The following is a 25,508-nucleotide window of genomic DNA, read 5'->3' on the forward strand; positions in this document are numbered from 1 at the left end:
AAGGTTTAAGATTAACAGAGGCAAAGCCTTATCTTTGCTTCATGACAAAGTTATCGGTTAATATCAATAAAATTGCTACACTTCGCAACAGTCGCGGAGGTAATAATCCTGATCTGGTTAAGGTTGCACTAGATTGCGAACGTTTCGGCGCGCAGGGAATTACGGTGCATCCACGGCCTGATGAACGCCATATCCGTTACCAGGATGTTTACGATTTAAAGGCCGTTATTGCGACAGAATTTAATATTGAAGGAAATTGCAAAGAAGATAAATTTGTTGATCTGGTTTTAGCCAACAAACCTGCCCAGGTTACTTTGGTGCCCGATGCCGAGGGCCAGATTACATCAAACCATGGTTGGGATACTATCAAACATAAAGATTACCTGAGAGAGATGGTTGCTGTTTTCCAAAAGGAAAACATCCGCGTTTCTATTTTTGTAGATCCGGTTGTAGAGATGGTTGAAGGAGCGGTAGAAACCGGAACAGATCGTATTGAGTTATATACAGAAGCTTATGCGCATAATTATTTTGCCGATCGCGAAAAAGCCGTTATAAGTTATGTTGCTGCGGCACATCATGCCAATAAATTAGGCCTGGGAATTAATGCCGGGCATGATCTCGACTTACACAACCTACATTATTTTGCACAGAGTATCCCAGGTTTGCTGGAAGTTTCTATCGGCCATGCTTTAATTAGCGATGCGCTTTATTTAGGTTTGGAAACTACCATTCAGAAATATTTACAACAATTGGCTTAGTCTTTAACCGCAAAGACTGCAAAGAAAAGGGACGCAAAGTAGGGTGTATAGATTTTAGTTAATCTTTGCGGTGCCTTGCGAAAACCTTGGCGTCCTTTGCGGTTAAATATTGGATTTTATGTTAAAAGGAATTCTCCTTGTCTTTTTTGGTGCCTGTAGTTTTGGTATCCTCTCTACTTTTGTTAAACTGGCTTATCATGAAGGTTATACGCTGGGTGATGTTACAGGGGCTCAGGCTTTCTTTGGTGCCGTAATTTTATGGGTGCTATTTTTCTTTCAAAGCAGAACCACTGGTTATAAAGCCAAAACAATCATCATTAAAACCCCTCGGTGGAAAATGGTGCTGGCGGGAACATGTACTGGATTAGTGAGCGTGTTTTATTATCAATGTGTAAAGCTTGTGCCAAATTCGGTAGCCATCATTTTGTTAATGCAGTTTATCTGGATGAGTATTTTAATGGAATATCTCATCTTTAAAAAGAAGCCCACAGGCTTACAGCTCCTGGCAATCCTGTTAGTCTTAGCTGGAACTGTTTTGGCCAGCGGAATGGCTGAAACAAGTATCAAGAGCATGGATTTAAAAGGGATTGGTTTCGGTTTATTGGCTGCAATTTCTTATGCGGGCTTTTTGCTGCTGAGTGGCCGGATTGGAAATGAATATGCTCCATTGCAAAAAAGTGCCCTGATGATTACTGGTGCCTGTATATTGATCTTCATTATTTTTCCACCAACATTCTTGTTTAATGGTGCTTTAAATGGCAGCTTATTAAAATGGGGATTGATTATCTCAGTTTTCGGTACGGTTATTCCACCTTTATTTTACGCAGAAGGTGTGCCCAGAATTGGAACAGCCTTGAGTTCGATACTAAGCGCCGCAGAGTTGCCTGTTGCTGTAATGATGGCGGGTTTCGTGTTACAAGAACAGGTATCGCTTTTAAGGTGGGTTGGCGTTGTGGTAATTTTATCAGCGATGGTTTTGCCGAATCTGAAATATTTAAAGCGAGATTAATCTAGTTTTTTACCGCAAAGCACACAGAGTGAAGACGCAGAGGACGCAAAGCAGGGCTTTTGAATTTATTGTTGTGCCTTGAATGCAAACTTAGCGTTCTTAGCGCCTTTGTGGTTTAAGCCTTAAAGATTAATAAACTTTGCGCTCTTTGCGGTTAGACTAAAAATAAATATCTTTAAAAAGCATAAAGCATATATACATGAAAAAACTTACTATTTATATTTTATCCTTTATCATCGTCGGATTAACCGCATGTAAAACCAAAACTACCATCAATCAGGACGAAGCTGCTGAGGTAATTACCGATTATTTAAAAGCCAATCCCGAATATAAAACCGCCAGATTTAATTTTGGGGAGATCAAATTCAACAGCACAAACGACATGTTCGAGCTTGGGAAGTATAAATCTTTAGCGAGTAAAGGTCTGGTTTCGTTAAGCTTAAAGGAAGCAAAGAAAAAATTCTTATCGAAAGATAGCAGCTACGTTTATCAGATCACTTTAACCGATAAGGCAAGTCCGTTGGTATTGAAACAGGATGGTGATAAGGCAACTGTAAAAGTAGTAGAGTACGTTTTATCGGATGAGAAACCAGTCGATTTTGCTCAGGTAAACTCAAGCACGGCAAAGGTTACCGTATCGCTTAAAATGACCACTACTGATTTCGAACCTTTTGATAAGGATGCGAACAAAAATAGCAACTTCATTACCAAAACTTATAAATTAAAATTGAGTAAAGACGAGGGTTGGAAAGTGCAGAAGTAGATTTAAAGACTAAAGCTGAAAGACCAAAGATAAAAAACGTAATGCCTATTGGGCCCTGCAACCTCTGTTTCTTGCAGTTCCCTTGTTTTTAAACCCGACAGCAGTGAAAATACTTTTTGTTTGCAGCAACCTTCAGTATGACGAGAGAGTAGCAAAAAGATTGTAGCAAATGGCGGGAACAAACTTAAATTTTAGCACAGCCATTGCTTTTCAAACCTATATGATATGCGTAAATTAATTACGAATTCTTTTTCGATAGATACGTTTTAAGCTTCTTAAAAAGATCTTCTTTTTTAGGCCTTTCCTTACCGCTATGCGTTAAATTGTTGTCGTAATGGTTTAGCAGTTCTGCAGCATAGTCTTTTTGAGGTTGACTACCCGACCTTAATACTTCGATAAACCGAATGGCATTGTGATTTAAGGTGCTGTTAAATGAAACGGCATAATACTCACTTCGTTCCGATGGGTTTTTATTTTTATTGTTCTCCTCTGCGCCGTTTTCTGCAAAATAATCGGCATGAAGAATGAGCGGGTTTAATTTTTTTAACCTTCTGGTGCCTTTCCGTTCATTCCTCCATGGATGTTCTTTTTTATGCAGCTGGGCAAGCAGAAAATCTTTTTTCCAAAGGGTAATCTGGTGCGACATTAAATAATTTGACGCCTCATTATCGATCTCCGCAATATTAAATCCTTCAATAAAATTAGTGGTTTCTTTCGTTTTGTAAACACCAGAACTATGGAGTTTTACCTGTTGCCAATCGTTTTTAATTGCCTGTTCGAACAGCGCTGTAAAGAACATGAGATTTACGGGTTTACTTAACCACATATCTTCCTGGAAATAGAGTACATATTCTTCGTCTATATTACCTAACAACGTTACCAGCCGATCGGCCCATTCACCTTTGCCCGATTGGATGTTTGTAAAGCCATTCACATCAGCGTTTATTATTTCTGTAGCGAAATAATAATTGCATGGTATTTTAAAATCCCAGTTTTCTGAGAAAGTGTAATCAAAACCTTTATAAAGAAATTCATAACTATCGCAGGCATGAACTAAAAGTGCGACGTTATTTTTGCAAGTTGACATAAAAAAGAGGAGTAGATACTGTTCAAAAGTATGCAAATGCTTTTTTTCTTTCCCTAGGTAGCTTCTATTTTACATTGAGGTGTTTCGGACCTCAGCCTAACAGACTACAAAAGATCGAAGTTGATGGGTTAAACAGATTTTAATTTCAGTACACGTCCTGCTTTCCGAATAATCTGTTTCCGTTTAAAATGAACAAACGTTTGTCTTCTTGTTGGTGTATAAAATCTACCTATTTTGTCGCTTTTAAGTATAAATAGGACACCTTTTTTACACTGATTGATAGTGAAATACAGCTTCGTTTTTGCTACCTTTGCACGCAAATTTATTATTCATACCGCATGAGCTTAAATATCCACTACAAGGAAGATTTTCAAAATCGTCATATTGCACCAAATGAGGCAGATACAGCCGAAATGTTGCAAACTGTTGGCGTAAATTCTATTGATGAGCTGATTGAACAAACTGTTCCGACGGCAATTAGGTTGAAACAGCCATTAAATTTGCCTGCAGCAAAATCAGAAACTGAATATCTTGGTGCTTTAAAACAAACTTCATTGTTGAATAAAGTTTTCAAAAGCTTTATCGGACAGGGTTATTATGATACCATTACCCCGGGTGTAATTTTACGTAACGTATTCGAAAACCCAGGATGGTACACACAATATACGCCATATCAGGCGGAAATTGCACAGGGCCGTTTACAGGCTTTGTTAAACTTCCAAACCATGGTTATCGATTTAACCGGAATGGAAATTGCCAATGCATCTTTATTGGATGAAGGTACTGCTGCCGCTGAAGCGATGTTTATGCAATATAGCTTGCGTAAAAATCAGGCAGCTAAAAAGTTCTTCGTTTCTGAATTGCTTTTCCCTCAAACGATCGATATTTTAAAAACCCGTGCTAATCCTTACGGCATTGAACTGGTGATCGGAAGTCATTTAGATTTCGTAGCTACTGAAGATTTCTTTGGTGCAATTGTTCAGTATCCGGCAGGAAACGGTGAAGTTTTTGATTATGCAGCCTTCGCATCGGCATTGCACAACCAAAATATTAAATTAACGGTAGTTGCCGATATTTTAAGCTTAACCTTGTTAACACCTCCGGGCGAATGGGGAGCTGATGTAGTGGTAGGTACTACACAACGTTTGGGTATACCAATGGGTTTTGGTGGGCCACATGCTGCATTTTTTGCAACTAAGGAAGAATACAAACGTAACATCCCAGGCCGTATTATCGGTGTAACCATCGATAGTCACGGCGATTATGCTTTACGTATGGCTTTGCAAACCCGCGAGCAGCACATCCGTAGAGATAAAGCAACATCAAACATCTGTACCGCTCAGGCATTATTGGCCATTATGGCCGGTTTTTATGCCGCTTATCACGGTCCGAAAGGATTAAAAGCCATTGCAGAACGTACCCACGGTTTGGCCATCAGCTTAGCTTCTACGTTGAAAGGTTTAGGCTTTGAGCAGTTAAATTCTGCTTACTTCGATACGATCCGTTTCGATTTAGGCGATTTAAAGGGCAGTATCCATTCAGGATGTATCGATAACGAAATCAACTTAAATTATGTTGGTAACGTTGCAACTATTTCGTTCGATGAAACCAGTACTTTCGAAGATGTAGCTTTAATTGCTAAAATCTTTGCTAAAGTTAAAGCCATTGCAGCTGATCAGGTTGAAGTGGTAGAAAATGTAGAAACAGTTATCCCTGCTTCACTACAACGTACTTCAGCTTATTTAACACACCCGATCTTTAATCTGCACCATTCAGAACATGAAATGTTGCGTTATATCAAATCATTAGAAGCAAAAGACTTATCGCTTTGCCACTCGATGATTGCTTTGGGTAGCTGTACCATGAAATTAAATGCTACGGCAGAGATGATTCCGGTTACCTGGTCTCACTTTGGTCGCATTCACCCATTTGCACCTGCCGATCAGGTATTGGGTTACTATTCGGTTTTTAACGAACTGGATAAATGGTTAAGTGAAATTACCGGTTTTGCCGCAATGAGTTTACAGCCAAATGCTGGTGCTCAGGGCGAATATGCTGGTTTAATGGTTATCCGCGCTTATCATCACGATAGAGGCGATTTCCACCGTAATGTAGCGTTAATTCCTGCTTCGGCACACGGAACAAACCCTGCTTCTGCTGCAATGGCCGATATGAAAATTGTTGTGGTTAAATCTTTAGAAAATGGCAACATCGATGTTGAAGATTTAAAAGCGAAAGCAGAATTACACAAAGACAACTTATCGTGTTTGATGGTAACTTATCCATCTACTCACGGTGTGTTCGAAGAAAGCATTATCGAAATTTGCGAAACCATTCACGCTAATGGCGGACAAGTATATATGGATGGTGCAAACATGAATGCACAGGTTGGTTTAACAAGTCCGGCCAATATCGGTGCCGATGTTTGTCACTTAAACTTACATAAAACTTTCTGTATCCCTCACGGTGGCGGTGGTCCGGGTATGGGCCCAATCGGTGTGGCAAAACACCTGGTTCCTTATCTTCCAGGTCATGCTGTAGTTGATATCGACAAAGGAAAATCTATTTCTGCAGTTTCATCTGCGCCATGGGGTTCGGCTTCGATTTTGATTATCTCTCATGCATATATCGCAATGATGGGTGCTGAAGGATTAACCAACGCTACTAAATATGCGATTTTAAACGCAAACTACATGAAAGCGCGTTTAGAGCAACACTATCCAGTGCTTTATTCAGGCGCTCAGGGCCGTTGTGCACATGAGATGATTTTAGATTGCCGTTCGTTCAAAGCTTTCGGAATTGAAGTGACCGATATTGCAAAACGTTTAATGGATTATGGTTTCCACGCACCAACAGTTTCGTTCCCAGTTGCGGGTACTTTGATGGTTGAGCCTACAGAATCAGAACCTAAACATGAGTTAGACCGTTTCTGCGACGCCTTAATCGCGATTAAAAACGAAATTACCGCTGTAGAAAACGGTAGTTTAGATAAAATAGATAACCCATTAAAAAATGCACCTCATACGGTTTCGGTAATTACCGCTAACGAGTGGGATCATGCTTATAGCCGTCAAACAGCTGCGTTCCCGCTTCCTTATGTGTTAGAACGCAAGTTCTGGCCTTCAGTTGGTCGTGTTAACGATAGCCATGGCGATAGGGCATTAATCTGTGCTTGCCCGCCGATTGAGAGTTATTTAGAAGAGATCGTTCCCTAAGGTTGAGGGTAGGAAGGTAGATGGTTTAAGGTTTTCCCTTCCATCGCCTTAATTACTCCCGATCGTCATTGCGAGGAGGAACGACGTGGCAATCTATTTAGAAAAATTTTGAGCCCAGGTCCGTGTCCTCGCGAACATATTGATCTGCAAGTTTTATAAATTCATTTTATAAGGCTTGCAGATTTTTTTTGAAAAAGAATGCCAGCTTTCCATCGGAAGCGGCAGTCCTGCCATTCGCTTCAATCTTTTTGTGGTTTCTGCTCTCGTTATCGTCATTGTTAGGAGAAACGACGAAGTAATCTTTTACTGTAAGTGCAAACAAAAAGGATTTTCGCTACTGTCAGGTTTATAAAGGAGGTGACTGGGTGGGAAGCCAATTCAGAGTGAGTGGTATTTAACTTAGCGGGTGCAATAATATAAATCGCGGGTAAGTTAATATAAATCGCGGGTGGGTTAATGTAAATCGCGGGTGCGTTATTATAAAAATAAGGTGCGTTATTGTAAAAAGCGGATGCATTAATATAAAAGTCAAACGCCGTAATATAAAAAGCGGGTGCCTTATTTATAATTTAAAGACCAGTTGCTTTTGATCCCATTTCATCAGCTTCTTTTTCTAAACCAGGATCGTTGTTAACTGTTATATCGGAATTTAATTGTGTTGTTGGTTTAACTCTACCTTGTTTTTGCTGTACCACATGCCATGCCTCATGCGGTAAATGCGTTTCTTCATTAGCAGCTAAATGAACATCAGTACCATTCGCATAGGCCAAAGCCTTTAATTGTGCAGATTTATCCGAATTTGTGTGTACTTTCACGCGATCCATTGAAATGCCCGAAAGTGCTTCAATGCCATTTTTTAAATTATCGGGTAGATTTTTCTTTGCCATGATTTAGTTGCCGATTTAAATGCCTTATAGATCAAGAATTCTTCTTATTTTAATAAACCTTCAGAATTTACATTGTATCCTAAAATTTTAATCTGGTCGTTTTCTGCAGTTAAAGTAACTGTTTCTTTTGCTTGGAATTTTGTTCTTTCTACGATATAATATAGTACATACGTTGCAGACGGATTTGAGCCTCTAATTACTTTCGTTTCCCAATGATCTAATTTTTGGCTTTTTATCGCGCCCAACTTGTTGGCAGTTCCGGTTAAATAATCATTTAATTTCTGTGTACTGGTTACTGCTTTAAATTGATTGCTAAGAAGAGGGTTTAGATTTTTCAAATCATTTTTCTCAACCAAAGTGTAAAATTGATCCGCTACTTTCTCCGCATCTTTTTTATCTTCTTCGCGGTTTAAATAAGTGCTGTTGAAATTACAACTGCTTGCAATAAGTAATAAGCTGAATAAATATAATGAAACGTAAATTTTATTTTTCATGAGCGTTTAATATTATTGTCTAAATATAGAAGATTATTTTTTCTATGAACAGTATAGAATAAAATTAAGCATGATAGGTATGTATTAAATATTTGCATTTTTTTTGGCGATGCCAAGGAGACTCTCTACCTTAAACCCTCCGCCTTCTACCTTTCTATATTCACATAAAAAAGTAAACAAATTAAACCATTACTATATTTCTATAGTCAATAGAATGATTTTAAATAAATCCGATTATTTTTGAAAAACTTAACATAGGTCAATAACAAGAGATCGGGAGTTAATCTATATTTGTATCAAATTATAAAAAACCAGAAAATGAAATTAAAAATTAGCTCAATTTTTTTATTAGTGGCAGTTGTAGCCTTGTCAGCTTTTAAAAACCCTACTAAACCAGTAACTTATACTGTAGATGCAGCAAAATCAACCATTACTTGGGTTGGTAAAAAAGTAACAGGTTCTCACAACGGAACTGTAGCTTTACAATCAGGTACCTTAGCCGTTAACGGTAAAAGTGTAACTGGTGGTACTTTTGTTATTGATATGGCTTCAATTAAAGATGCTGATGGAAGCGCTAAATTAGAAGGACACTTAAAAGCAGACGATTTCTTCGGTACAGCTAAATTCCCAACTTCAACTTTCGTAATTACTAAAGTTGCTGGCTCAGGAGCAAACGTAACGGTATCAGGTAATTTAACCATCAAAGGTATTACTAAACCATTAAGCTTCCCTGCAACTGTAACGGTTAATGCAGATGGTACAGCTTCAGCTTTAGCAGGTAAAATCGTTGTTGATAGAACTAAATATGACATCAAATATGGTTCTAAATCATTCTTCGATAGCATTGGCGACAAAGCAATTGATGATAACTTTGAATTAGCTGTTAAATTGGTAGCTAAAAAATAATTATTTCCGTCTCGGAAAAATTAAAGCTCAGGCATTAGTCTGGGCTTTTTTTGTGGATTATATCTTTAGCCACGGAAACACAGAAGGCACGGAAAATAAAGAGTGCTAAGCTTTACCACCGAGTACACTGAGTTTAACACAGAGGAACACTGAGCTATCCAGAATTCTAAGTATGCACCCAGCTCTGGCACTTTGTGCCTTTCTTTGTGACCTCTGTGGTAAAAAAAGAAACTCTGCGTGCTTTGCGTTTCTTCTTTGTGTCCTTTGCGGTAAAAAACGGTGGAGCTTATCTTATCCTAAATCCGCCTTCAACCGCATCAACAAAACCAGTTGCTGCGCTTTTGCCATGGTAGAACAAACATTCCCAGTTTTCTTCGGTTGCTCTTTTTCCAAACTCCTTGCGTAATTCCATTGCCTTGCGGCCATCGAAATCGTATTTGGCAATAAAGTTTTTAACCAGTTCTTCAGGTTCAGGCAGTACATCGCCACCAAAAAATATCTTTTGCTTGCCTTCGGTTAAAAGGAAAACCTGATGGTTGGGACAGTGCGCACCTGTAAATTCATAAGCAATGGTTTCATCCAATGCGCCATCGCCCTCTACAAATTTTAATTGTGCATTGCGTTGTACAAAATCGAAAATATCGGTGTGGTAAGAAGATGAAGTGCTGCTAAATGCTGTTTCCCATTCGCCTCGGTTAATTACATATTCAGCATCAGGGAAACTTAATTCAACTGTACCATTCCCCTGTTTATGGATCATGCCACCAGAATGGTCGTAATGTAAATGCGACATTAACACCTTGGTTACATCAGTAGGGTCGAAACCTGCATTGCGGATGTTTTTGTGCAAAATAAGTTCGCCATGGTCATCACTAAATCCTAAACCCGTATCAAAAAGTACGAGGTCGTTTTTCAGCTCAACCAAAAAAGGCTGAACGTTAATGAATAGCGATGCGGGTCTGTCTTTAAAATGATGTATGGCAGGGTCGAAAGGAACAAATTTCTTTGTTGCATCAACAGAATAGGTGCCTTCGAATAGGGTGTGAACTTGCAAAATGTAGATCTTTAATGTTTCTACAAAGGTAACAATCTAAATTTGAGTATTTGTTTTGGTAAAAGCTTGGATACTTCCTTTTTTTGTAAAATATGATGCTTAAATTTCAGGCATGAATCTCCGAATCTTAATTTTTCTGCTGGCTTGTAGTTTTTCGATACAGTTAAAAGCACAGCAAAAACCAAACGTAATTATTGTATTGGCTGATGATATGGGGTATGCTGACATTTCATGTTATGGAAGTCCGCTGATCAAAACACCATTTTTGGATGGAATGGCTACGAAAGGAATAAAAGCTACAAACTTCGTAACCACCTCACCAACCTGTACGCCATCGAGGGCATCGTTGCTCACCGGAAGATACTGTAGCAGGATGGATTTACCATGGCCGATTGGTCCGGGCGATAAACGTGGCATACCTGAAGATGAGATTACCATTGCACAGATGCTTAAACAATCAGGTTATGCTACCGCTTTAGTCGGTAAATGGCATTTGGGCGATCATGGTGCATCGCTGCCAAATAAAAAGGGCTTTGATGAGTTTTATGGCCTTTTATATAGCCACGATTATAGAGCGCCTTATGTTAAAACCGATACAACGATCAAGATTTTTAGAAATACCAAACCAGAAATCTATAAACCGAACGATAGCATTTTAACGAGTTCTTACACCCGCGAATCGATCAAATTCATTAAACAAAGTGCTGCTGCTAAAAAACCGTTTTTTCTCTACCTGGCGCAAAATATGCCACATTTGCCTGTTGCTTTTGCGGCACAAAAAAGTAGAAAAACACCTTCTGCCGGTGGTGAACTTGGTGATGTAATCGAAGATATGGATGCCGGTTTGGCTGCAATCTGGAAGCAAGTGGTCGCTTCCGGACAGGCAGACAATACCATTTTTATCTTCACCAGCGATAACGGTCCGTGGATAAATGCACCACAGCGTATGTATGAGGATGGTTTTACCAAATTTTACCATGTTGGCTCCGCAGGAATTTTTAGGGGTTCGAAAGGGATTTCTTACGAAGGTGGTCATCGCGTTCCATTTATTGTATATTGGAAAGGGCATACCCTTAACAATAGCCAGTTAACCAAGCCCATTTCAAATCTGGATGTTTTTCCTACATTGGCCGAATGGACAAAAAGTAAATTACCTCAAAAAGTGTATGATGGGGAATCTATTTCAGCCTTGCTGACCAGTAAAAACAACACTAAACCTCACCGCCCGATTTATTACCACAATTATGTTTTAGAAGGCGTAAAAGATGGCGATTGGAAGTTGAGGATTACCAAAAAAGACAATAAAGAACTTACCGAACTTTATAATTTATCGTGGGATCCGGCAGAGCGCGTAAATTTGGTTGATGATGCAAAATATGCCGAGCAGAAAGCGCATTTAATGAAACTTTATCAGGCTTATCCTGGGGATTCTAAATAAATTTGATTTTAGCTCTTAGCGGCTTTGTTTGATTTTGCCCGCAGATTTAATGGGATAAAAAACGCAGATTAAATCAGATTTATTTAAGTTCCAATAATCTGCGTGCCTTTTCTGCAAAATCTGCGGGAACAACCCGAGTAAGGATGGCTAGCATATACAATTAAAATGTATATTTACTGTTCGGAGACAGAATAAATGGAAAAAAGATGGGTACTGGCATCAGATTGCAATGATGCTGCGATAACAAAAATAGCAGAACAACTTAATATAGATCGCTCACTTGCACAAATACTCGTACAGCGGAATATTTGTGATTTCGATCAGGCAAAAGATTTCTTCAGGCCAGATCTTGACCATCTTCATGATCCTTTTTTAATGAAAGATATGGATGTTGCTATTGCCCGCATTGAAACGGCATTGGCCACCCATGAAAAAATACTGATCTATGGCGATTATGATGTAGACGGTACAACTTCGGTTGCACTGGCCTTCAGTTTCTTTTCGCAGCTCACTAAAAACATCGAATATTATATCCCCGATCGCTATCTGGAAGGATACGGCATTTCTACCGCAGGGATTGATTATGCCAATGAAAATGGGTTCTCTTTAATTATTGCCTTAGATTGTGGAATAAAATCTATCGATAAAATTGATTACGCCAACACTTTAGGTGTCGATTTCATTATCTGCGATCACCATTTACCTGGGGATGAACTCCCTCAGGCTATTGCCGTTTTAGATCCTAAACGTGCTGATTGTGCGTACCCTTTTAAAGAACTGGCCGGTTGCGGTATAGGCTTTAAACTTGCACAGGCATATGCGCAAAAACATCAGCTCCCTAAAGAAACTTATCTGCAATATTTAGATTTGGTAATGGTAAGCATTGCGGCTGATATTGTTCCGGTAGTGGGGGAGAACAGGATTTTAGCTTATTACGGCTTAAAAAAATTAAATTCCAATCCATGTGAAGGTTTACGTGCCCTAATGGAAGTTTCGGGCAAAACCGAAAACTATAGCATTACCGATGTGGTTTTTACCTTAGGCCCGCGGATTAATGCCGCCGGAAGGATAGACCATGCTAAACATGCAGTTGCCATGTTGCTTTGCCAGGTAGATGGCAACGCACTAGAACAGAGTGAACTGATTAATCTTAAAAATACTGAGCGTAAAACTTACGATCAGGACATTACCCGTGAGGCTTTGGCTTTAATTGGCGAAAGTGACATCCTGATCAACAAAAAAACAACCGTTGTATTTAACGAAAACTGGCATAAGGGGGTAATCGGGATTGTGGCCTCGCGTTTAACTGAAAAATATTATCGCCCAACAATCGTATTAACAAAATCCAACGGACATGTAGCAGGTTCTTGCCGATCGGTAATTGGTTTCGATCTGTACGAAGCTTTAAGCGGTTGTGCCGATTTACTGGATCAATACGGCGGGCATAAATTTGCTGCAGGCTTAACCATGCAACAGCATAATGTAGATGCCTTTGCTGATAAATTCGAAGAAATTGTATCGGCGAGTATTACAGAGGAGTTGCTTACGCCGATGATCAGGATTGATGCCGAAATCGAGCTGGCACAGATAGATGGTAAATTCTATCGTGTTTTATCGCAGATGGGCCCCTTCGGACCAGAAAATATGGCGCCTATATTTGTTACCCATAATGTATATCTTGCACAGCAAGCCATGGCTGTTGGTGCAAATCATTTAAAAATTAACATAAAACAACAAAATTCGCCTATTTTTGAAGGCATTGCATTTGGGTTGGCAGAATTTCAAAATCTTTTACAACCAAAGGTGCCGTTTTCGGTTTGTTATACATTAGAGGAAAACGTGTGGCGTGATAAGAAACGTTTGCAATTAAATATTAAAGGAATAAAAGTTAATTAACTATAAAATAAATCGTCATGCTGAACTTGTTTCAGCATCTAATTAGAAAGATCCTGAACTAAATTCAGGATGACGGAGCAATCAATATATGATATTAAGAGCCGAAAATCTGGTTAAAAAATATAAACAGCGTACTGTTGTAAACAATGTTTCTTTTAATGTTAGCCAAGGGGAAATTGTTGGGCTTTTAGGTCCGAACGGTGCCGGAAAAACAACTTCCTTTTACATGATTGTTGGTTTAATTAAACCAAACGAAGGCCGTATCTTCTTGGAAGAAGAAGATATTACCGAAGATCCGATGTACCGCAGGGCGCAAAAAGGAATCGGTTATTTAGCTCAGGAGGCATCGGTTTTTAGGAAACTTACTGTAGAAGATAATATTCTGGCCATTTTGGAAATGAGCAAATTGACCAAGGAAGAACAGCGTGATAAACTCGAAGAACTAATCAACGAGTTTAGTTTACATAAAGTGCGTAAAAACCGTGGCGATTTATTATCAGGAGGTGAACGCCGCCGTACCGAAATCGCACGTGCCTTAGCCGCTAACCCTAATTTTATCTTATTGGATGAACCTTTTGCAGGCGTAGACCCAATTGCGGTAGAAGAAATCCAAAGTATTGTTGCTAAACTGAAACATAAAAACATAGGCATTTTAATTACCGATCACAATGTACAGGAAACACTGTCGATTACCGATAGGGCATATCTGCTTTTTGAAGGTAAAATTTTAGAACAGGGTGTTCCAGAAGTGTTGGCTGAGAACGAGATGGTAAGAAAAGTTTATCTTGGATCGAACTTTGTATTGAAACGTAAGAAATTTGATGTTTAATATTAACCAATTCTTATTCCGGATTTCGGGAATAAAAATGATAAACACAGCTAAAATTATTTCAGGTAAAAAGATCGGATTATTGTTGCAACAAAAACAACAGTATCTGTGTTTATCTGTCAACATCTGTGGTAAAAATCAGCTGTTTATTTTCTAATATGGCATTTGTAAATTCAATTTTTACCTGGTTAATGAAAAAGCGGATCCACCAGATCGAGCTTTTTATGAAATATCCGTACGATGTCCAGGAAGAGTGGTTCCATAACTTGATTGATAGTGCCGAAAATACCGAATGGGGCAAACTGTACGATTATAAATCGATCTTAACTCCACAACAATATCAGGAACGTGTTCCGATCCAAAACTACGATACCTTAAAACCTTATATTGAGCGCATGCTTAATGGGGAACAAAATATTCTCTGGCCATCAGATATCAAGTGGTTTGCAAAATCATCGGGCACCACAAGTGATAGGAGTAAGTTTATTCCTGTTTCTCCAGAATCATTGGAAGAATGCCACTTTAAGGGAGGAAAGGATATGCTCTCTATCTATTGCAATAACCGTCCCGATAACCAGATGTTTACCGGAAAAGGCTTGGTGTTGGGTGGAAGCCATCAGGTTAATCAGTTAAATGAAGATTGTTTTTATGGCGATTTATCTGCCGTGCTGATCAAAAACCTGCCAATCTGGGCCGAATATTACCGTACGCCTGATATGTCTATCGCATTGATGGATAATTACGAAATTAAGATGGATAGAATGGCAGAAGCCACTATCAATGAAAATGTAACTAGTATTTCGGGTGTGCCAACATGGACTATTGTACTGGCTAAAAAGGTGCTCGAACTTACCGGAAAGCAGAATTTACTGGAGGTTTGGCCAAACCTCGAATTGTATATCCATGGTGCGGTAAACTTCGCACCTTATCGCGAACAGTTTAAACAGCTCATTCCATCCGCAGACATGTATTATCTGGAAACTTATAATGCCTCCGAAGGATTTTTTGGTATTCAGGATCAGGATAACTCAGAAGAAATGTTGCTGATGTTAGATTATGGTATTTTTTATGAGTTTGTGCCGATGGAGAATATCTGTGAAGAAAATCCTAAAGCTTTAATGCTGGGTGAAGTAGAACTGCATAAAAATTACGCCATCGTAATTTCTACAAACGGTGGTTTATGGCGTTATATGATCGGCGATACCATTCAGTTTACCTCACTTTCTCCTTACCGTATTAAAATTACCGGACGTACCAAACATTTCATTAATGCCTTTGGCGAAGAAGTGATTATCGACAATGCAGAACAGGCCTTAACCAAAGCTTGCCAGGAAACCGGTGCCGAAATTAAAGATTATACTGCCGGACCTATTTACTTTAAAGATGAAAAAGCTGGTGGGCACGAGTGGATCATAGAATTCGATAAACAACCTAACGATTTTGAAAAGTTTGTAGATATTATGGACAATACATTACGTGCGGTGAATTCCGATTACGATGCTAAACGTTTTAAGGATATGGCTTTAGCCCGTCCCAAAGTGCATAATGCCCCCGCAAATACTTTCTATAATTGGTTAAAGGCAAAAGATAAACTCGGTGGACAGCATAAAGTACCGCGTTTAGCCAATGAGCGAAAATATGTTGATGATATTTTGGAGATGATGAAATCTTCTTAAATTTAATAAATCTCATTCACACATGTCAGTCTGAGCCTGTCGAAGATCTTATAAAAGCATTCACAAGCTCAATGTGACTTTAGTATATTTGATAACGCTGCTCAATAATGAAAAACATCCTCATCTTCTTTATGCTTAGGATCATGAGTTATTACTTATTACTGTTTAACAAAATAAATGAAAAGCTTCAGCTATAAACGTGTGGCCTGGCTATTGTTTTTTGCCTATTTCTTTGTGTTAATGGTACAGATTACTTTACGGTATATCCCATTGAATAGTGAAGTGTCTTTTCTGCAGATTAAACAGACTGAAGTTTCAGGGATCAAAGCTTATCTTCCCATATTTTACATCCATGTCTATAGTGCCATATTTGTACTACTGGCTGGTTTTACACAGTTTAGTCCAAAAATTTTAGCTAAATATCCTAAAATACATAAATGGTTGGGCTACTTGTATGCAAGCTTCGGATTGTTACTTGCCGCGCCATCAGGTATTTTTATCGGCTGGTTTGCAAACGGCGGATTAATGGCTAAAACCTCATTCATTATTTTAGGCGTTTTATGGTTCTGGTTTACCCTAAAGGCGATTCTGTTTATTTTAAAAAGAGAAATAATAGCCCATAAAAAGTTTATGTACCGTAGTTTTGCTTTGGCAACCTCTGCGATAACTTTAAGACTATGGAAAGTTATTTTCGTATATTTATTTCACCCGGCACCAATGGATGTTTACCAGATTATCGCCTGGTTAGGCTGGATACCCAATTTGTTAATCGCCGAATGGCTGATCAAAAAGAAATTTATTTGACCTTAAATATATACCGATGAAAAAAATCTTATTATTCGCTCTGATTCCCTTTTTGATGCTATCATGCAGAGACACCAAAAAAACAAAAAAAGAAAAAGCAACAGGCATTGCGCAGCAGGAAATTCACAAGGAACTTTATGGCTTTTGGGTTGGTGATTTTTACACAACAGATGAGTTTGAATATGAAGGGGATATTTCTGATGCTGTTAAGAAACTGAATATCAATATAAAAAAGATAACTAAAGATACGGTGATTGCACAAAGTGTGGTTTCTGGCAACAGCCGCCCGCTATTGGGTAAAATATCAGAAGATGGCGGTAAAATTACCTTCGTTCTGGATGAACCTGGTACAGATAAATACGATGGGAAATTTGAAATTACCCTCGTAGGCGACACCTTGATTGGTAAATGGAACGCCTATAAAAAAGAACTGAAATGGCCGGGAAAAGAATTTAAGTTGTTAAAAAAGGCTTTTGAATATAATGCCAGCCGTATGTTGCCAACTGAAATGGAATATGTAGATTGGAGCGATCACAAAATGGTAGAGCGGTTAGATACCCTTGAAGATGGAAGTATAGATTCGTTAGGGGCCAATACTTTTTACAGAAGTGCATCTGAACAGATTTTTAAATTAAATGCTTCAACTACTGCACTTAAAGAAGAAGATGTAAAGAATTTAAGAAAACTTGATTTGCAGATTATCAAAAACACCATTTTCGCCAGACATGGTTATGCCTTTAAAAAACAAACTTTCAGAAATTTTTTCGATCCTGTAGAATGGTATGTTCCTGTTAAAAACAATGTCGATAATGATTTAACGGCTATCGAGAACAAAAATATTAAACTATTGGATCGCTTTACCAAATATGCCGAAGACAATTATGATGCTTTTGGCCGTTAATTTGTAATACAGTTAACTATGAAATTGAATAGGGAGAAAATACTGGGTTTCTTTAAAAAATCGCAAAGCAAAGCTTCGGTGATCTTAAGTGATAAGACCAAAGCGAGCAATACGATTAAAGATGCATTGGGAAAGGCAGTAACGAATAAAGGTGATCTGGAAGGTGTTTGGTCGAAACTGGTACTGCTCTTTGCCGTATCAAAAGATTACGTGAACGGCGATTATACCGAAATTCCGAAAAGATCAATCATTGCTATTTTGGGTGGCTTGGTTTACTTCTTGTCTCCAATAGATGTGATCCCTGATTTTGTGCCCGTTTTAGGTTTTGTTGATGATATCTACATCTTGAACCTGGTGTATAGGCAGGTGCTTAAAGATCTGGAAAAATATAAAGTTTGGAAAGATGCACAGATCAAAATTATAGGCGATATAGATGGCTCAACCGCAACATAGTTTTTTCGACTGGATTGGCGAGCATCTTTTTAGCTGTCCGTTTAGAGCTCATTTTGGATTCGATTGCCCAGGCTGTGGTTTACAGCGCTCGGTTCTGGCTTTATTTCGAGGCGATTTAATGGCATCATTTAAGTTTTATCCCGCAACAATTCCACTCATTTTTGTTATAGTATTTACCATTGTTCACCTCAAGGTCGATTTCAAGTTTGGGGCACAGCTGATAAAAATCGTTTTCGCAAGTGTTGCAGTAATTATTTTAATCAATTACATTTACAAAATATACACTCACCAATTGATCTAAATATAGCTATGTCAGAAGAACAGGAAACCCCTCAAGAAAATAAACCTATTGATCTTTCAAAAGATAAAAATCCAGAACCTGCGCCATTTCAGCCATTAGGTAATGGTCCGGCAACCCCACCGCCATTTCAGCAACCGCCACCATTTGGACAGTTTGGAGGAGGAGGTTTTGGTCAGCAGAACTTGCCAAACTCTACAGCTTCGCTAGTGCTGGGTATTTTAGCTATACCTGCATGTTGCTTTTATGGGATATTTGGATTGATTTTTGGCGTAATTGCTTGGATATTAGGTGCAGGTGATATGAAAAAGTATCAGCTTAATCCAAGTTTGTATACTGAATCATCGTACAAAAATGCTAAAGCTGGTAAGATCTGCGGAATGATTGCGACGATTTTAAGTGCATTGATGGTGCTTATGTTTATACTTATCATTGTAGGTGTGGTTGCAAATCCACATATGTTTGAGAATTTTTTAAGAGATCTGAAATAAGCTGAATTTAATTTTACCTTAAAAATATAAATCGAATGGTGCATGCCATTCGATTTTCTTATTTTTGTAGGATTGAAATTGTAAATAAAAAACTAAGATAATGTATCCAGAATATTTAGTAGAGCCAATGCGTAAGGAATTAACTAACGTAGGTTTTCAAGAATTAAAAAACGCAGAAGATGTAGATCAGGCGATTAAAGGCGAAGGAACTGTGTTGGTAGTAGTAAATTCGGTTTGCGGTTGCGCAGCAGCAAATGCTCGTCCAGCGGCCAGAGCAGCAGCAGCACACGAAAAACACCCTGATAAATTGGTTACTGTTTTTGCAGGAATGGAAAAAGAAGCGGTAGATCAGGCAAGAAATTACATGATGCCTTTCCCTCCATCTTCTCCGGCAATGGCGTTATTTAAAGATGGTAAATTGGTTCACATGATCGAGCGTCACCAGATTGAAGGCCGTCCGGCGCAAATGATTGCTGATAACCTGATCGGTGCTTTTGAACAATACTGCTAGAAATTGATTATACAGATTATTGGATTGTACCAATAAGAAGGTGATTTAAATGATAACGAGATGGTGAATGGGAACATTCACCATTTTCCGTTTATCGTAATTTTTTGCCACGGAAACACAGAAAGCACGGAATATTCCCCTTCGGTTCGTCATCCTGAGCGTAGTCGAAGGATCGCTTTCATAGGTCAGAGATTCTTCACTGCGTTCAGAATGACATAGAAGTGAAATCTGTGTAATCACTTAAAATCTCAAAATCTGTGATTACTAAAAGTCCTTATTCAGCAATTTCTCCAACTCACCAAACGAAACATTCATTCTTACCCTGCCTTGTTTGGCATACGATATTTCGCCAGTTTCTTCTGATATAATTACTGCAACGGCATCGGTTGTTTCAGAAACGCCAATACCCGCTCGGTGCCTTAACCCAAACTGTGAGGGCAACTGGTCGTTATCCGTCAAAGGTAAAATACAGCTCGCGCTTTTAATTTTGTTTTCAGAAATAACCACGGCACCATCATGCAGCGGACTGTTTTTCTGAAAGATACTTTCCAGCAAACGTTTCGATATTTTAGCGTCAACAAGTTCGCAGCTATTGGCAAAAAACTGCTCATCGTAAAATTTAACGAATACTATTAATGCTCCTGTACGCGTTTTTTTCATGCTTTTACAGGCATCAATAATTGGTTTTATACGGGTTAAATTATTTCTTTCAATTTCTTTTCTACCAAATAGATATCCCCACCAGGCCTTATTCTTTTGTAAAAAAGCATTTTTTCCAATCAGTAAGAGAAAACGCCTGATCTCTGGGTGGAAAATTACAATCAATGCAATAATCCCCACACTCATAAATTTCTCTATGATGGCCGTGAGTAATTTCATATGCAAAGCATCAACAATATGATAGAATATTGCGATGATGAGCATCCCAACCAGTAGGTTAACAGCTAAAGTATTGCGGATTAGGGTATACACGTAATAGATTAAAAGTGCTACGAGCACGATGTCTACCACGTCGGTAATGGTGAATTTTACGAAATCAAAATCTAATCCTTTCATTAGTGGCAAGATAGCAAAACGGTTTTCAGTTTACAAGCAAGATAGGTTAACTGTTTAAAATGGTTAATTGTTTTTTAAGGATCGTCACCCTAAACTTGTTTCAAGGTCTTTATCGGAAAATAGATGCTAAAACAAGTTCAGCGGGACGAATCTGCAAGAAGTCTGTACCCTGTCGATTTAACATGGTATAAGTAACTCTAACCAAATAATCGACCAATCTAAATTAGTCATACAGCATCCCAACTAACTGCACACATTCTACCGCTTCCCTAACATCATGTACCCTTAAAATACCCGCTCCTTTTTGTAGCGCAATGGTATTGAGTACCGAAGTCCCGTTCAGGGCCTCTGCTGCCGAAGTGCCAAGTGTTTTATAGATCATTCCTTTACGAGAGAAGCCCACTAAAATGGGAAGTTTAAAAATTTTAAAAGCTTCTAATTGGTTAAGCAGCTCATAATTATGTTCAATTGTTTTTCCAAAGCCAAAACCAGGGTCAATAATTACGTCGTGAACATGAAGCGCCTTAAGCGCCGCAACTTTTTTCGCCAGGTAATCAATTACTTCCAATAACACATTGTCGTAAACAGGGTTTTGCTGCATATTTTGGGGAGTACCCTTCATGTGCATCATCATATAAGGCACCTGTAGTTTGGCCACTGTTTCAAACATCTGTTTGTCCATATCTCCAGCGGCAATATCATTAATGATGTGCGCACCTGCAGAAATCGTTTCCTCCGCTACTTTCGCCCTGAAGGTATCTATAGAAATAACCGCTTCGGGAAATGCCTTTACTAAACTTTCTACCACGGGCACCAAACGGTCAACCTCTTCACTGGTAGAAATATCTTTAGCACCAGGTCTTGATGAGTATCCGCCGATATCAATAAATGTAGCCCCTTCATTAAGGAACTGGGCTGCTTTGGTTAAAGCTTCGTCTATTGATTTCGTGCGGCTATTGCTATAAAAAGAATCCGGGGTGATATTCAAAATACCCATCACTTTTGGGCGGCTTAAATCGATAAGTTTACCTTTAATGTTTAAGCTTTGTTTGGGCTCAAAAAAGTTTTTTTCTGCCATAATAAACCCTTTCGGGATTTGGGTTTCGCTTTAAAAATGTATCTTTAGCTTTTGTTTTTTCAGGACAAAAATACACTAAAAACTAAATAATTATTGGCTTTGGCACAAACAAATACCTCTACCGAATTTGATGAAGTGATTGCAGTTTGCAGATCATTATTTTTAAAAAAGACTAAAGATTATGGCACTGCATGGCGAATTTTAAGACCAAGTTCGATAACCGATCAGATTTTTATCAAAGCACAACGCATCCGTACCCTTGAAGAAAAAAAAGTAAGTAAGGTAGGAGAGGGTGTGATATCAGAATACATCGGGATTGTAAACTATTGTATTATCGCCATGATGCAGCTCGAACTGACTGAAAGCGATCCGAATGAGATGCCTTATACCGAAGTTGAAAAAAGGTTTGAAGAAAAGGTAACGGAAACCAAAGATTTAATGTTTGCCAAAAACCATGATTATGGTGAGGCTTGGCGCGATATGCGCATTAGTTCGTTAACCGATTTGATTTTGATGAAAATTTTTAGGGTTAAACAGATAGAAGATAACGAAGGGCAAACCCTGGCATCGGAGGGCGTTAATGCAAATTATCAGGATATGTTGAACTATTCGGTTTTTGCACTGATCAAACTCGGCGTTAAGAAATAGCGTAATAGTCTTTAAAAAATAGATACATACAGATGCGAAACATACTTTTAAGATTCTCCAGGATTTTTGTCGGTGCTTTATTCATATTTTCAGGATTAATCAAAGCAAACGATCCGCTTGGCTTTGGCTATAAACTACAGGAATATTTTGAAGTTTTTCATATGAGTTTCCTGAGTGGAATGGCCACTGGTATTGCCATTTTACTTTGTACTTTAGAAATTGTTCTCGGGGCTTTGTTGCTATTAGGTTTCTGGAGTAAAAAGGTAGCCTGGGGTTTATTGCTTCTCATTATCTTTTTTACCCTGCTAACATTTATATCTGCAGCGTTCAAAGTAGTGACCAGTTGTGGTTGTTTTGGCGATGCCATTCCACTTACCCCATGGCAGTCGTTCAGTAAAGATTTAATCCTTTTAGCACTGATCATTGTTATTTTCTTAAACAAGGACCTGATTCAGCCTTTATTCAAAAAAGAAACTACTCAAAGAAATATTGCGATTGTAGTAACGGTTATATCTTTAGGTTTTGGTTTGTATACTTACAATGTTTTGCCGATTATCGATTTCCTGCCTTATAAGGTTGGTGCACATCTTCCATCATTAATGGTGATTCCTCCGGGAGAAAAACCAGATGAATTTGAGATTATGTATCACCTAAAGAACAAGAAAACAAATGAAGAGAAAGATATGAGTGATAAAGCCTATCTTAAAACAGAGATCTGGAAGGATAACAATTGGGAAATTATCGGTGAACCGGCAAAAAGACTGGTTAAAAAAGGTTTTGAACCTAAAATCAAAGACCTGAACATTACAGATGCTTCAGGCACCGATTATACCAAAGAACTGATCGAAAACCCTTATTATAATTTGATCTTTGTAGCCTACGATCTTCATGCTACAAACGAGGCCGCTATTGGTAAACTAAATGCCCTGGCTTTAAACGCTACGCAGCAGTTTAATATCCGTACGGTTTTGCTTACTTCTAATTCGGCTCAGGATGCACAGGCTTTTATCAAAAAGAACAACCTGTTTTCGGAGGTTTTTTATGCCGATGCCGTACCTTTAAAAAGTATGGTAAGAGCAAACCCTGGCGTTTTATTGATGAAGAACGGCGTGGTAATCAATAAATGGCATTTTCACAACGTACCCACTTTCGACCAGCTTAGTCGAAAATATTTCGATAAATAAATATGATCGGATACGCACTAAAAAAACTGATGTATGGGCTGCTGGTAATGGGCGGTGTAATATTGGTTGTTTTTGTGCTGTTTAATATTTTACCTGGCGACCCTGCACGGATGACGATGGGGCAAAGGGCCGATGTACAATCGCTCGAAGCCGTTCGTAAAGAATTTGGTTTAGACCGGTCCAAACCTGTTCAGTTTGTTTTATACATTAATGATTTATCGCCAATTAGCATTCTTGATAACGATAGTACCAATCAACAGAAATATCATTACGCAAAACTGATGGCCTTTGATAATAAGGCCCTGGTGATTAAATGGCCTTATCTTCGCAGTTCATACCAGACCAAACGTGATGTAACAGCAATACTTTCCGAAACGGTACCGAATACCTTTATCCTGGCTTTAACGGCGATGATTTTTGCAACAATAATCGGTGTGTTTTTGGGTGTACTTTCAGCAGTTTATAAAGATTCGTGGATTGATAAATCGGCCAATGCATTTGCCATTCTGGGTATATCAGCGCCTTCTTTTTTTGCGGGGATTATTATTGCCTGGCTTTTCGGCTTTGTACTGAGCAATTATACAGGCCTAAAAATGAGCGGGAGCTTATATTCTTACGATCCCTTTAATGGTGAGGTATTAACCTTAAGAAACCTATGGCTGCCAATGATTACCCTTGGTTTGAGGCCTTTGGCGATTATTGTTCAGTTAACCAGAAGCGCAATGCTGGATGTTTTAGCGCAGGATTATATCAGAACCGCAAGGGCCAAAGGCTTAAGTAGAAATGCCATAATCTATAAACATGCTTTAAAAAATGCGATGAACCCGGTAATTACGGCTATTTCAGGATGGTTTGCTTCATTGCTGGCAGGTTCTTTTTTTGTTGAGTACATTTTCGGTTATAACGGATTAGGCAGAACAACGGTAACCGCTTTAGAAATGTCTGATTTTCCGGTAGTGATGGGTTCTATTCTTTTTATCGCTTTCGTATTTGTAGTCATTAATATTTTGGTTGATATTTTATATGCTTATGTTGACCCAAGAGTTAAATTAAGTTAGGTTATGCGCGAAGAAGAAATTATAAATTATACTGAGCTTGCAGATCAACGCATCATCGAAATATTTAAGCTTGCAACAACCGAAATGCCAGACGCTGAGCGCTTGTTTAGTCACGTACTCAATGCGCAGCATATATGGGCACAACGGATTTCGGGCAAGAAGCCAATTTATGGTGTTTGGGATATTCATCATAAGGAAAACTTTAAGCGTATTGCTACTGAAAATTTTAAGTTGATTAGGGCGGTATTGAAAGAGACTCCTTTAGATAAGAAGATTTTGTACAGCAATACACAAGGTGTTCAGTACGAAAACCGATTAGATGAAATTTTATTTCATTTATTTAATCATTCTACTTATCATCGCGGACAGGTTGTAACTTTATTGAAAAAAGAAGGTTTTACACCACCTGTAACCGATTATATTATGTTAAAACGCGACCATTTACTTTAGGTCGGTTAAATAGAACACACATGAAAATTTTCCTTATCGGATATATGGGCTGCGGCAAAAGTACAAAAGCTAAACAGCTGGCACATCGTTTAGAATGCCCTGTGATTGATCTTGACGCCGAAATTGTTTCAAAAACAGGTAAAAGCATTGCGGAATATTTTGCTGAATATGGAGAAAGTGGCTTTAGGGATTATGAAAGCGAAATGCTTAAAACCTTCGATTATCCAGAAACCTGCGTGGTAGCTACAGGAGGCGGATTACCATGCTTTTTCGATAACATGGAATGGATGAATGCTAACGGTGAAACGGTTTACTTACAAATGGAGCCAGCGGCTTTGGTATCACGTTTACATAACCGCCAAAAACGTCCGTTAATTAAAGATCTGGATGATGAACAGCTTTTAGAATTTATTAAAGAGAAACTCGAAGAACGCGATCCTTTTTACACCCAAGCAAAACTGATTGTAGCTGCATTTGATCTGGATGGAGAAAAGTTGGAAGAAGCGATTAAGAAGAATCGTTAGATTTTCTTTGCCAATAAAACAATTTGCTTTAGATAAGATT

The 25,508-nt window shown here is 38.5% G+C and carries 26 protein-coding genes; 20 read left to right on the top strand and 6 right to left on the bottom strand.

The genetic code is table 11. From position 1 onward, the window contains the following. The first annotated feature begins 41 nt into the window (after positions 1 to 41). The 3 genes from ACTJKN_RS13740 (at position 42) to ACTJKN_RS13750 (ending at position 2,530) form a co-directional block, all read left to right on the top strand. Positions 42 to 758 (top strand): pyridoxine 5'-phosphate synthase, encoded by a 717-nt coding sequence (locus tag ACTJKN_RS13740; protein WP_440825776.1) that lies wholly within the window; start codon positions 42 to 44, stop codon positions 756 to 758. A gap of 118 nt (positions 759 to 876) precedes the next feature. Next, positions 877 to 1,767 carry an EamA family transporter gene (locus tag ACTJKN_RS13745; RefSeq protein WP_440825777.1) on the top strand — a complete coding sequence of 297 codons (891 nt, stop codon included), beginning with the start codon at positions 877 to 879 and terminating at the stop codon, positions 1,765 to 1,767. 199 nt (positions 1,768 to 1,966) lie between these two features. Beyond that, complete coding sequence (locus tag ACTJKN_RS13750; RefSeq protein WP_057931158.1) at positions 1,967 to 2,530, top strand: hypothetical protein; 564 nt, start codon at positions 1,967 to 1,969, stop codon at positions 2,528 to 2,530. Between the two features lie 238 nt (positions 2,531 to 2,768). On the opposite strand, the gene ACTJKN_RS13755 is transcribed toward ACTJKN_RS13750, so the two are convergent. Beyond that, positions 2,769 to 3,617 carry a hypothetical protein gene (locus ACTJKN_RS13755; protein ID WP_440825779.1) on the bottom strand — a complete coding sequence of 283 codons (849 nt, stop codon included), beginning with the start codon at positions 3,615 to 3,617 and terminating at the stop codon, positions 2,769 to 2,771. Positions 3,618 to 3,955: 338 nt separating this feature from the next. Between ACTJKN_RS13755 and gcvP the strand changes: the two genes are divergently transcribed. Beyond that, positions 3,956 to 6,832, top strand: a complete 2,877-nt coding sequence (gene gcvP, locus ACTJKN_RS13760) for an aminomethyl-transferring glycine dehydrogenase (RefSeq protein ID WP_440825780.1) — start codon at positions 3,956 to 3,958, stop codon at positions 6,830 to 6,832. A 569-nt stretch (positions 6,833 to 7,401) separates the two neighbouring features. On the opposite strand, the gene ACTJKN_RS13765 is transcribed toward gcvP, so the two are convergent. After that, complete coding sequence (locus tag ACTJKN_RS13765; protein WP_440825781.1) at positions 7,402 to 7,719, bottom strand: eCIS core domain-containing protein; 318 nt, start codon at positions 7,717 to 7,719, stop codon at positions 7,402 to 7,404. A gap of 44 nt (positions 7,720 to 7,763) precedes the next feature. Next, positions 7,764 to 8,213, bottom strand: coding sequence for a hypothetical protein (locus ACTJKN_RS13770; RefSeq protein WP_440825783.1), 450 nt, complete (start codon positions 8,211 to 8,213; stop codon positions 7,764 to 7,766). Between the two features lie 318 nt (positions 8,214 to 8,531). On the opposite strand from ACTJKN_RS13770, the gene ACTJKN_RS13775 reads away from it, so the two are divergent. Beyond that, complete coding sequence (locus tag ACTJKN_RS13775; protein ID WP_440825785.1) at positions 8,532 to 9,119, top strand: YceI family protein; 588 nt, start codon at positions 8,532 to 8,534, stop codon at positions 9,117 to 9,119. A 286-nt stretch (positions 9,120 to 9,405) separates the two neighbouring features. Here the strand turns inward: ACTJKN_RS13775 and ACTJKN_RS13780 are convergent, their stop codons facing one another. Beyond that, positions 9,406 to 10,173, bottom strand: coding sequence for an MBL fold metallo-hydrolase (locus tag ACTJKN_RS13780; protein ID WP_440825787.1), 768 nt, complete (start codon positions 10,171 to 10,173; stop codon positions 9,406 to 9,408). A gap of 112 nt (positions 10,174 to 10,285) precedes the next feature. Here ACTJKN_RS13780 and ACTJKN_RS13785 point away from each other — a divergent pair, with 112 nt between their 5' ends. From ACTJKN_RS13785 to ACTJKN_RS13830, 10 genes are all read left to right on the top strand, one after another. Next, positions 10,286 to 11,611, top strand: coding sequence for a sulfatase-like hydrolase/transferase (locus tag ACTJKN_RS13785; RefSeq protein WP_440825789.1), 1,326 nt, complete (start codon positions 10,286 to 10,288; stop codon positions 11,609 to 11,611). 195 nt (positions 11,612 to 11,806) lie between these two features. After that, the gene (gene recJ, locus ACTJKN_RS13790; protein WP_230145945.1) at positions 11,807 to 13,507 is read left to right on the top strand and encodes a single-stranded-DNA-specific exonuclease RecJ; all 1,701 of its coding nucleotides are present in this window, start codon (positions 11,807 to 11,809) and stop codon (positions 13,505 to 13,507) included. Positions 13,508 to 13,595: 88 nt separating this feature from the next. Beyond that, positions 13,596 to 14,336, top strand: coding sequence for an LPS export ABC transporter ATP-binding protein (gene lptB, locus ACTJKN_RS13795; protein ID WP_057931148.1), 741 nt, complete (start codon positions 13,596 to 13,598; stop codon positions 14,334 to 14,336). Between the two features lie 158 nt (positions 14,337 to 14,494). After that, the gene (locus tag ACTJKN_RS13800; protein ID WP_440825792.1) at positions 14,495 to 16,012 is read left to right on the top strand and encodes a GH3 auxin-responsive promoter family protein; all 1,518 of its coding nucleotides are present in this window, start codon (positions 14,495 to 14,497) and stop codon (positions 16,010 to 16,012) included. A gap of 177 nt (positions 16,013 to 16,189) precedes the next feature. Next, on the top strand, positions 16,190 to 16,816 hold the full coding sequence (locus ACTJKN_RS13805) for a DUF2306 domain-containing protein (RefSeq protein ID WP_440825794.1): 627 nt from the start codon (positions 16,190 to 16,192) through the stop codon (positions 16,814 to 16,816). Between the two features lie 16 nt (positions 16,817 to 16,832). Beyond that, positions 16,833 to 17,717 (top strand): YARHG domain-containing protein, encoded by an 885-nt coding sequence (locus ACTJKN_RS13810; protein WP_440825796.1) that lies wholly within the window; start codon positions 16,833 to 16,835, stop codon positions 17,715 to 17,717. An 18-nt stretch (positions 17,718 to 17,735) separates the two neighbouring features. Then, positions 17,736 to 18,170: a YkvA family protein gene (locus ACTJKN_RS13815; RefSeq protein WP_440825798.1), complete on the top strand. Its 435-nt coding sequence runs from the start codon at positions 17,736 to 17,738 to the stop codon at positions 18,168 to 18,170. Further along, entirely contained in the window at positions 18,151 to 18,471 is a 321-nt protein-coding gene (locus tag ACTJKN_RS13820; protein WP_440825799.1) for a DUF2752 domain-containing protein, read from the top strand. Before ACTJKN_RS13815 ends, ACTJKN_RS13820 begins: the two co-directional genes overlap by 20 nt. A gap of 8 nt (positions 18,472 to 18,479) precedes the next feature. Further along, positions 18,480 to 18,959 carry a CCC motif membrane protein gene (locus ACTJKN_RS13825; RefSeq protein WP_440825801.1) on the top strand — a complete coding sequence of 160 codons (480 nt, stop codon included), beginning with the start codon at positions 18,480 to 18,482 and terminating at the stop codon, positions 18,957 to 18,959. A gap of 100 nt (positions 18,960 to 19,059) precedes the next feature. Next, on the top strand, positions 19,060 to 19,470 hold the full coding sequence (locus ACTJKN_RS13830) for a BrxA/BrxB family bacilliredoxin (protein WP_029275606.1): 411 nt from the start codon (positions 19,060 to 19,062) through the stop codon (positions 19,468 to 19,470). A gap of 264 nt (positions 19,471 to 19,734) precedes the next feature. Here ACTJKN_RS13830 and cdaA read toward each other — a convergent pair whose 3' ends face one another. After that, a complete protein-coding gene (gene cdaA, locus ACTJKN_RS13835; protein WP_440825803.1) occupies positions 19,735 to 20,526 on the bottom strand; it encodes a diadenylate cyclase CdaA in 792 nt (263 codons plus the stop codon). A gap of 223 nt (positions 20,527 to 20,749) precedes the next feature. Then, a complete protein-coding gene (folP, locus tag ACTJKN_RS13840) occupies positions 20,750 to 21,604 on the bottom strand; it encodes a dihydropteroate synthase (RefSeq protein WP_440825805.1) in 855 nt (284 codons plus the stop codon). A 99-nt stretch (positions 21,605 to 21,703) separates the two neighbouring features. Between folP and ACTJKN_RS13845 the strand changes: the two genes are divergently transcribed. The 5 genes from ACTJKN_RS13845 to ACTJKN_RS13865 are packed head-to-tail and all read left to right on the top strand — an operon-like array spanning position 21,704 to position 25,468. Beyond that, positions 21,704 to 22,252, top strand: a complete 549-nt coding sequence (locus ACTJKN_RS13845) for a DUF1599 domain-containing protein (RefSeq protein WP_440825806.1) — start codon at positions 21,704 to 21,706, stop codon at positions 22,250 to 22,252. Between the two features lie 32 nt (positions 22,253 to 22,284). After that, positions 22,285 to 23,436 carry a BT_3928 family protein gene (locus ACTJKN_RS13850; protein ID WP_440825808.1) on the top strand — a complete coding sequence of 384 codons (1,152 nt, stop codon included), beginning with the start codon at positions 22,285 to 22,287 and terminating at the stop codon, positions 23,434 to 23,436. Between the two features lie 2 nt (positions 23,437 to 23,438). After that, entirely contained in the window at positions 23,439 to 24,494 is a 1,056-nt protein-coding gene (locus ACTJKN_RS13855) for an ABC transporter permease (RefSeq protein ID WP_440825810.1), read from the top strand. A 3-nt stretch (positions 24,495 to 24,497) separates the two neighbouring features. After that, positions 24,498 to 24,944: a DinB family protein gene (locus ACTJKN_RS13860; RefSeq protein WP_440825812.1), complete on the top strand. Its 447-nt coding sequence runs from the start codon at positions 24,498 to 24,500 to the stop codon at positions 24,942 to 24,944. 20 nt (positions 24,945 to 24,964) lie between these two features. Then, positions 24,965 to 25,468, top strand: a complete 504-nt coding sequence (locus tag ACTJKN_RS13865; protein WP_440825814.1) for a shikimate kinase — start codon at positions 24,965 to 24,967, stop codon at positions 25,466 to 25,468. Positions 25,469 to 25,508 lie beyond the last annotated feature (40 nt).

It is taken from the genome of Pedobacter sp. 22163, from assembly GCF_052045595.1.
Taxonomy (GTDB): domain Bacteria; phylum Bacteroidota; class Bacteroidia; order Sphingobacteriales; family Sphingobacteriaceae; genus Pedobacter.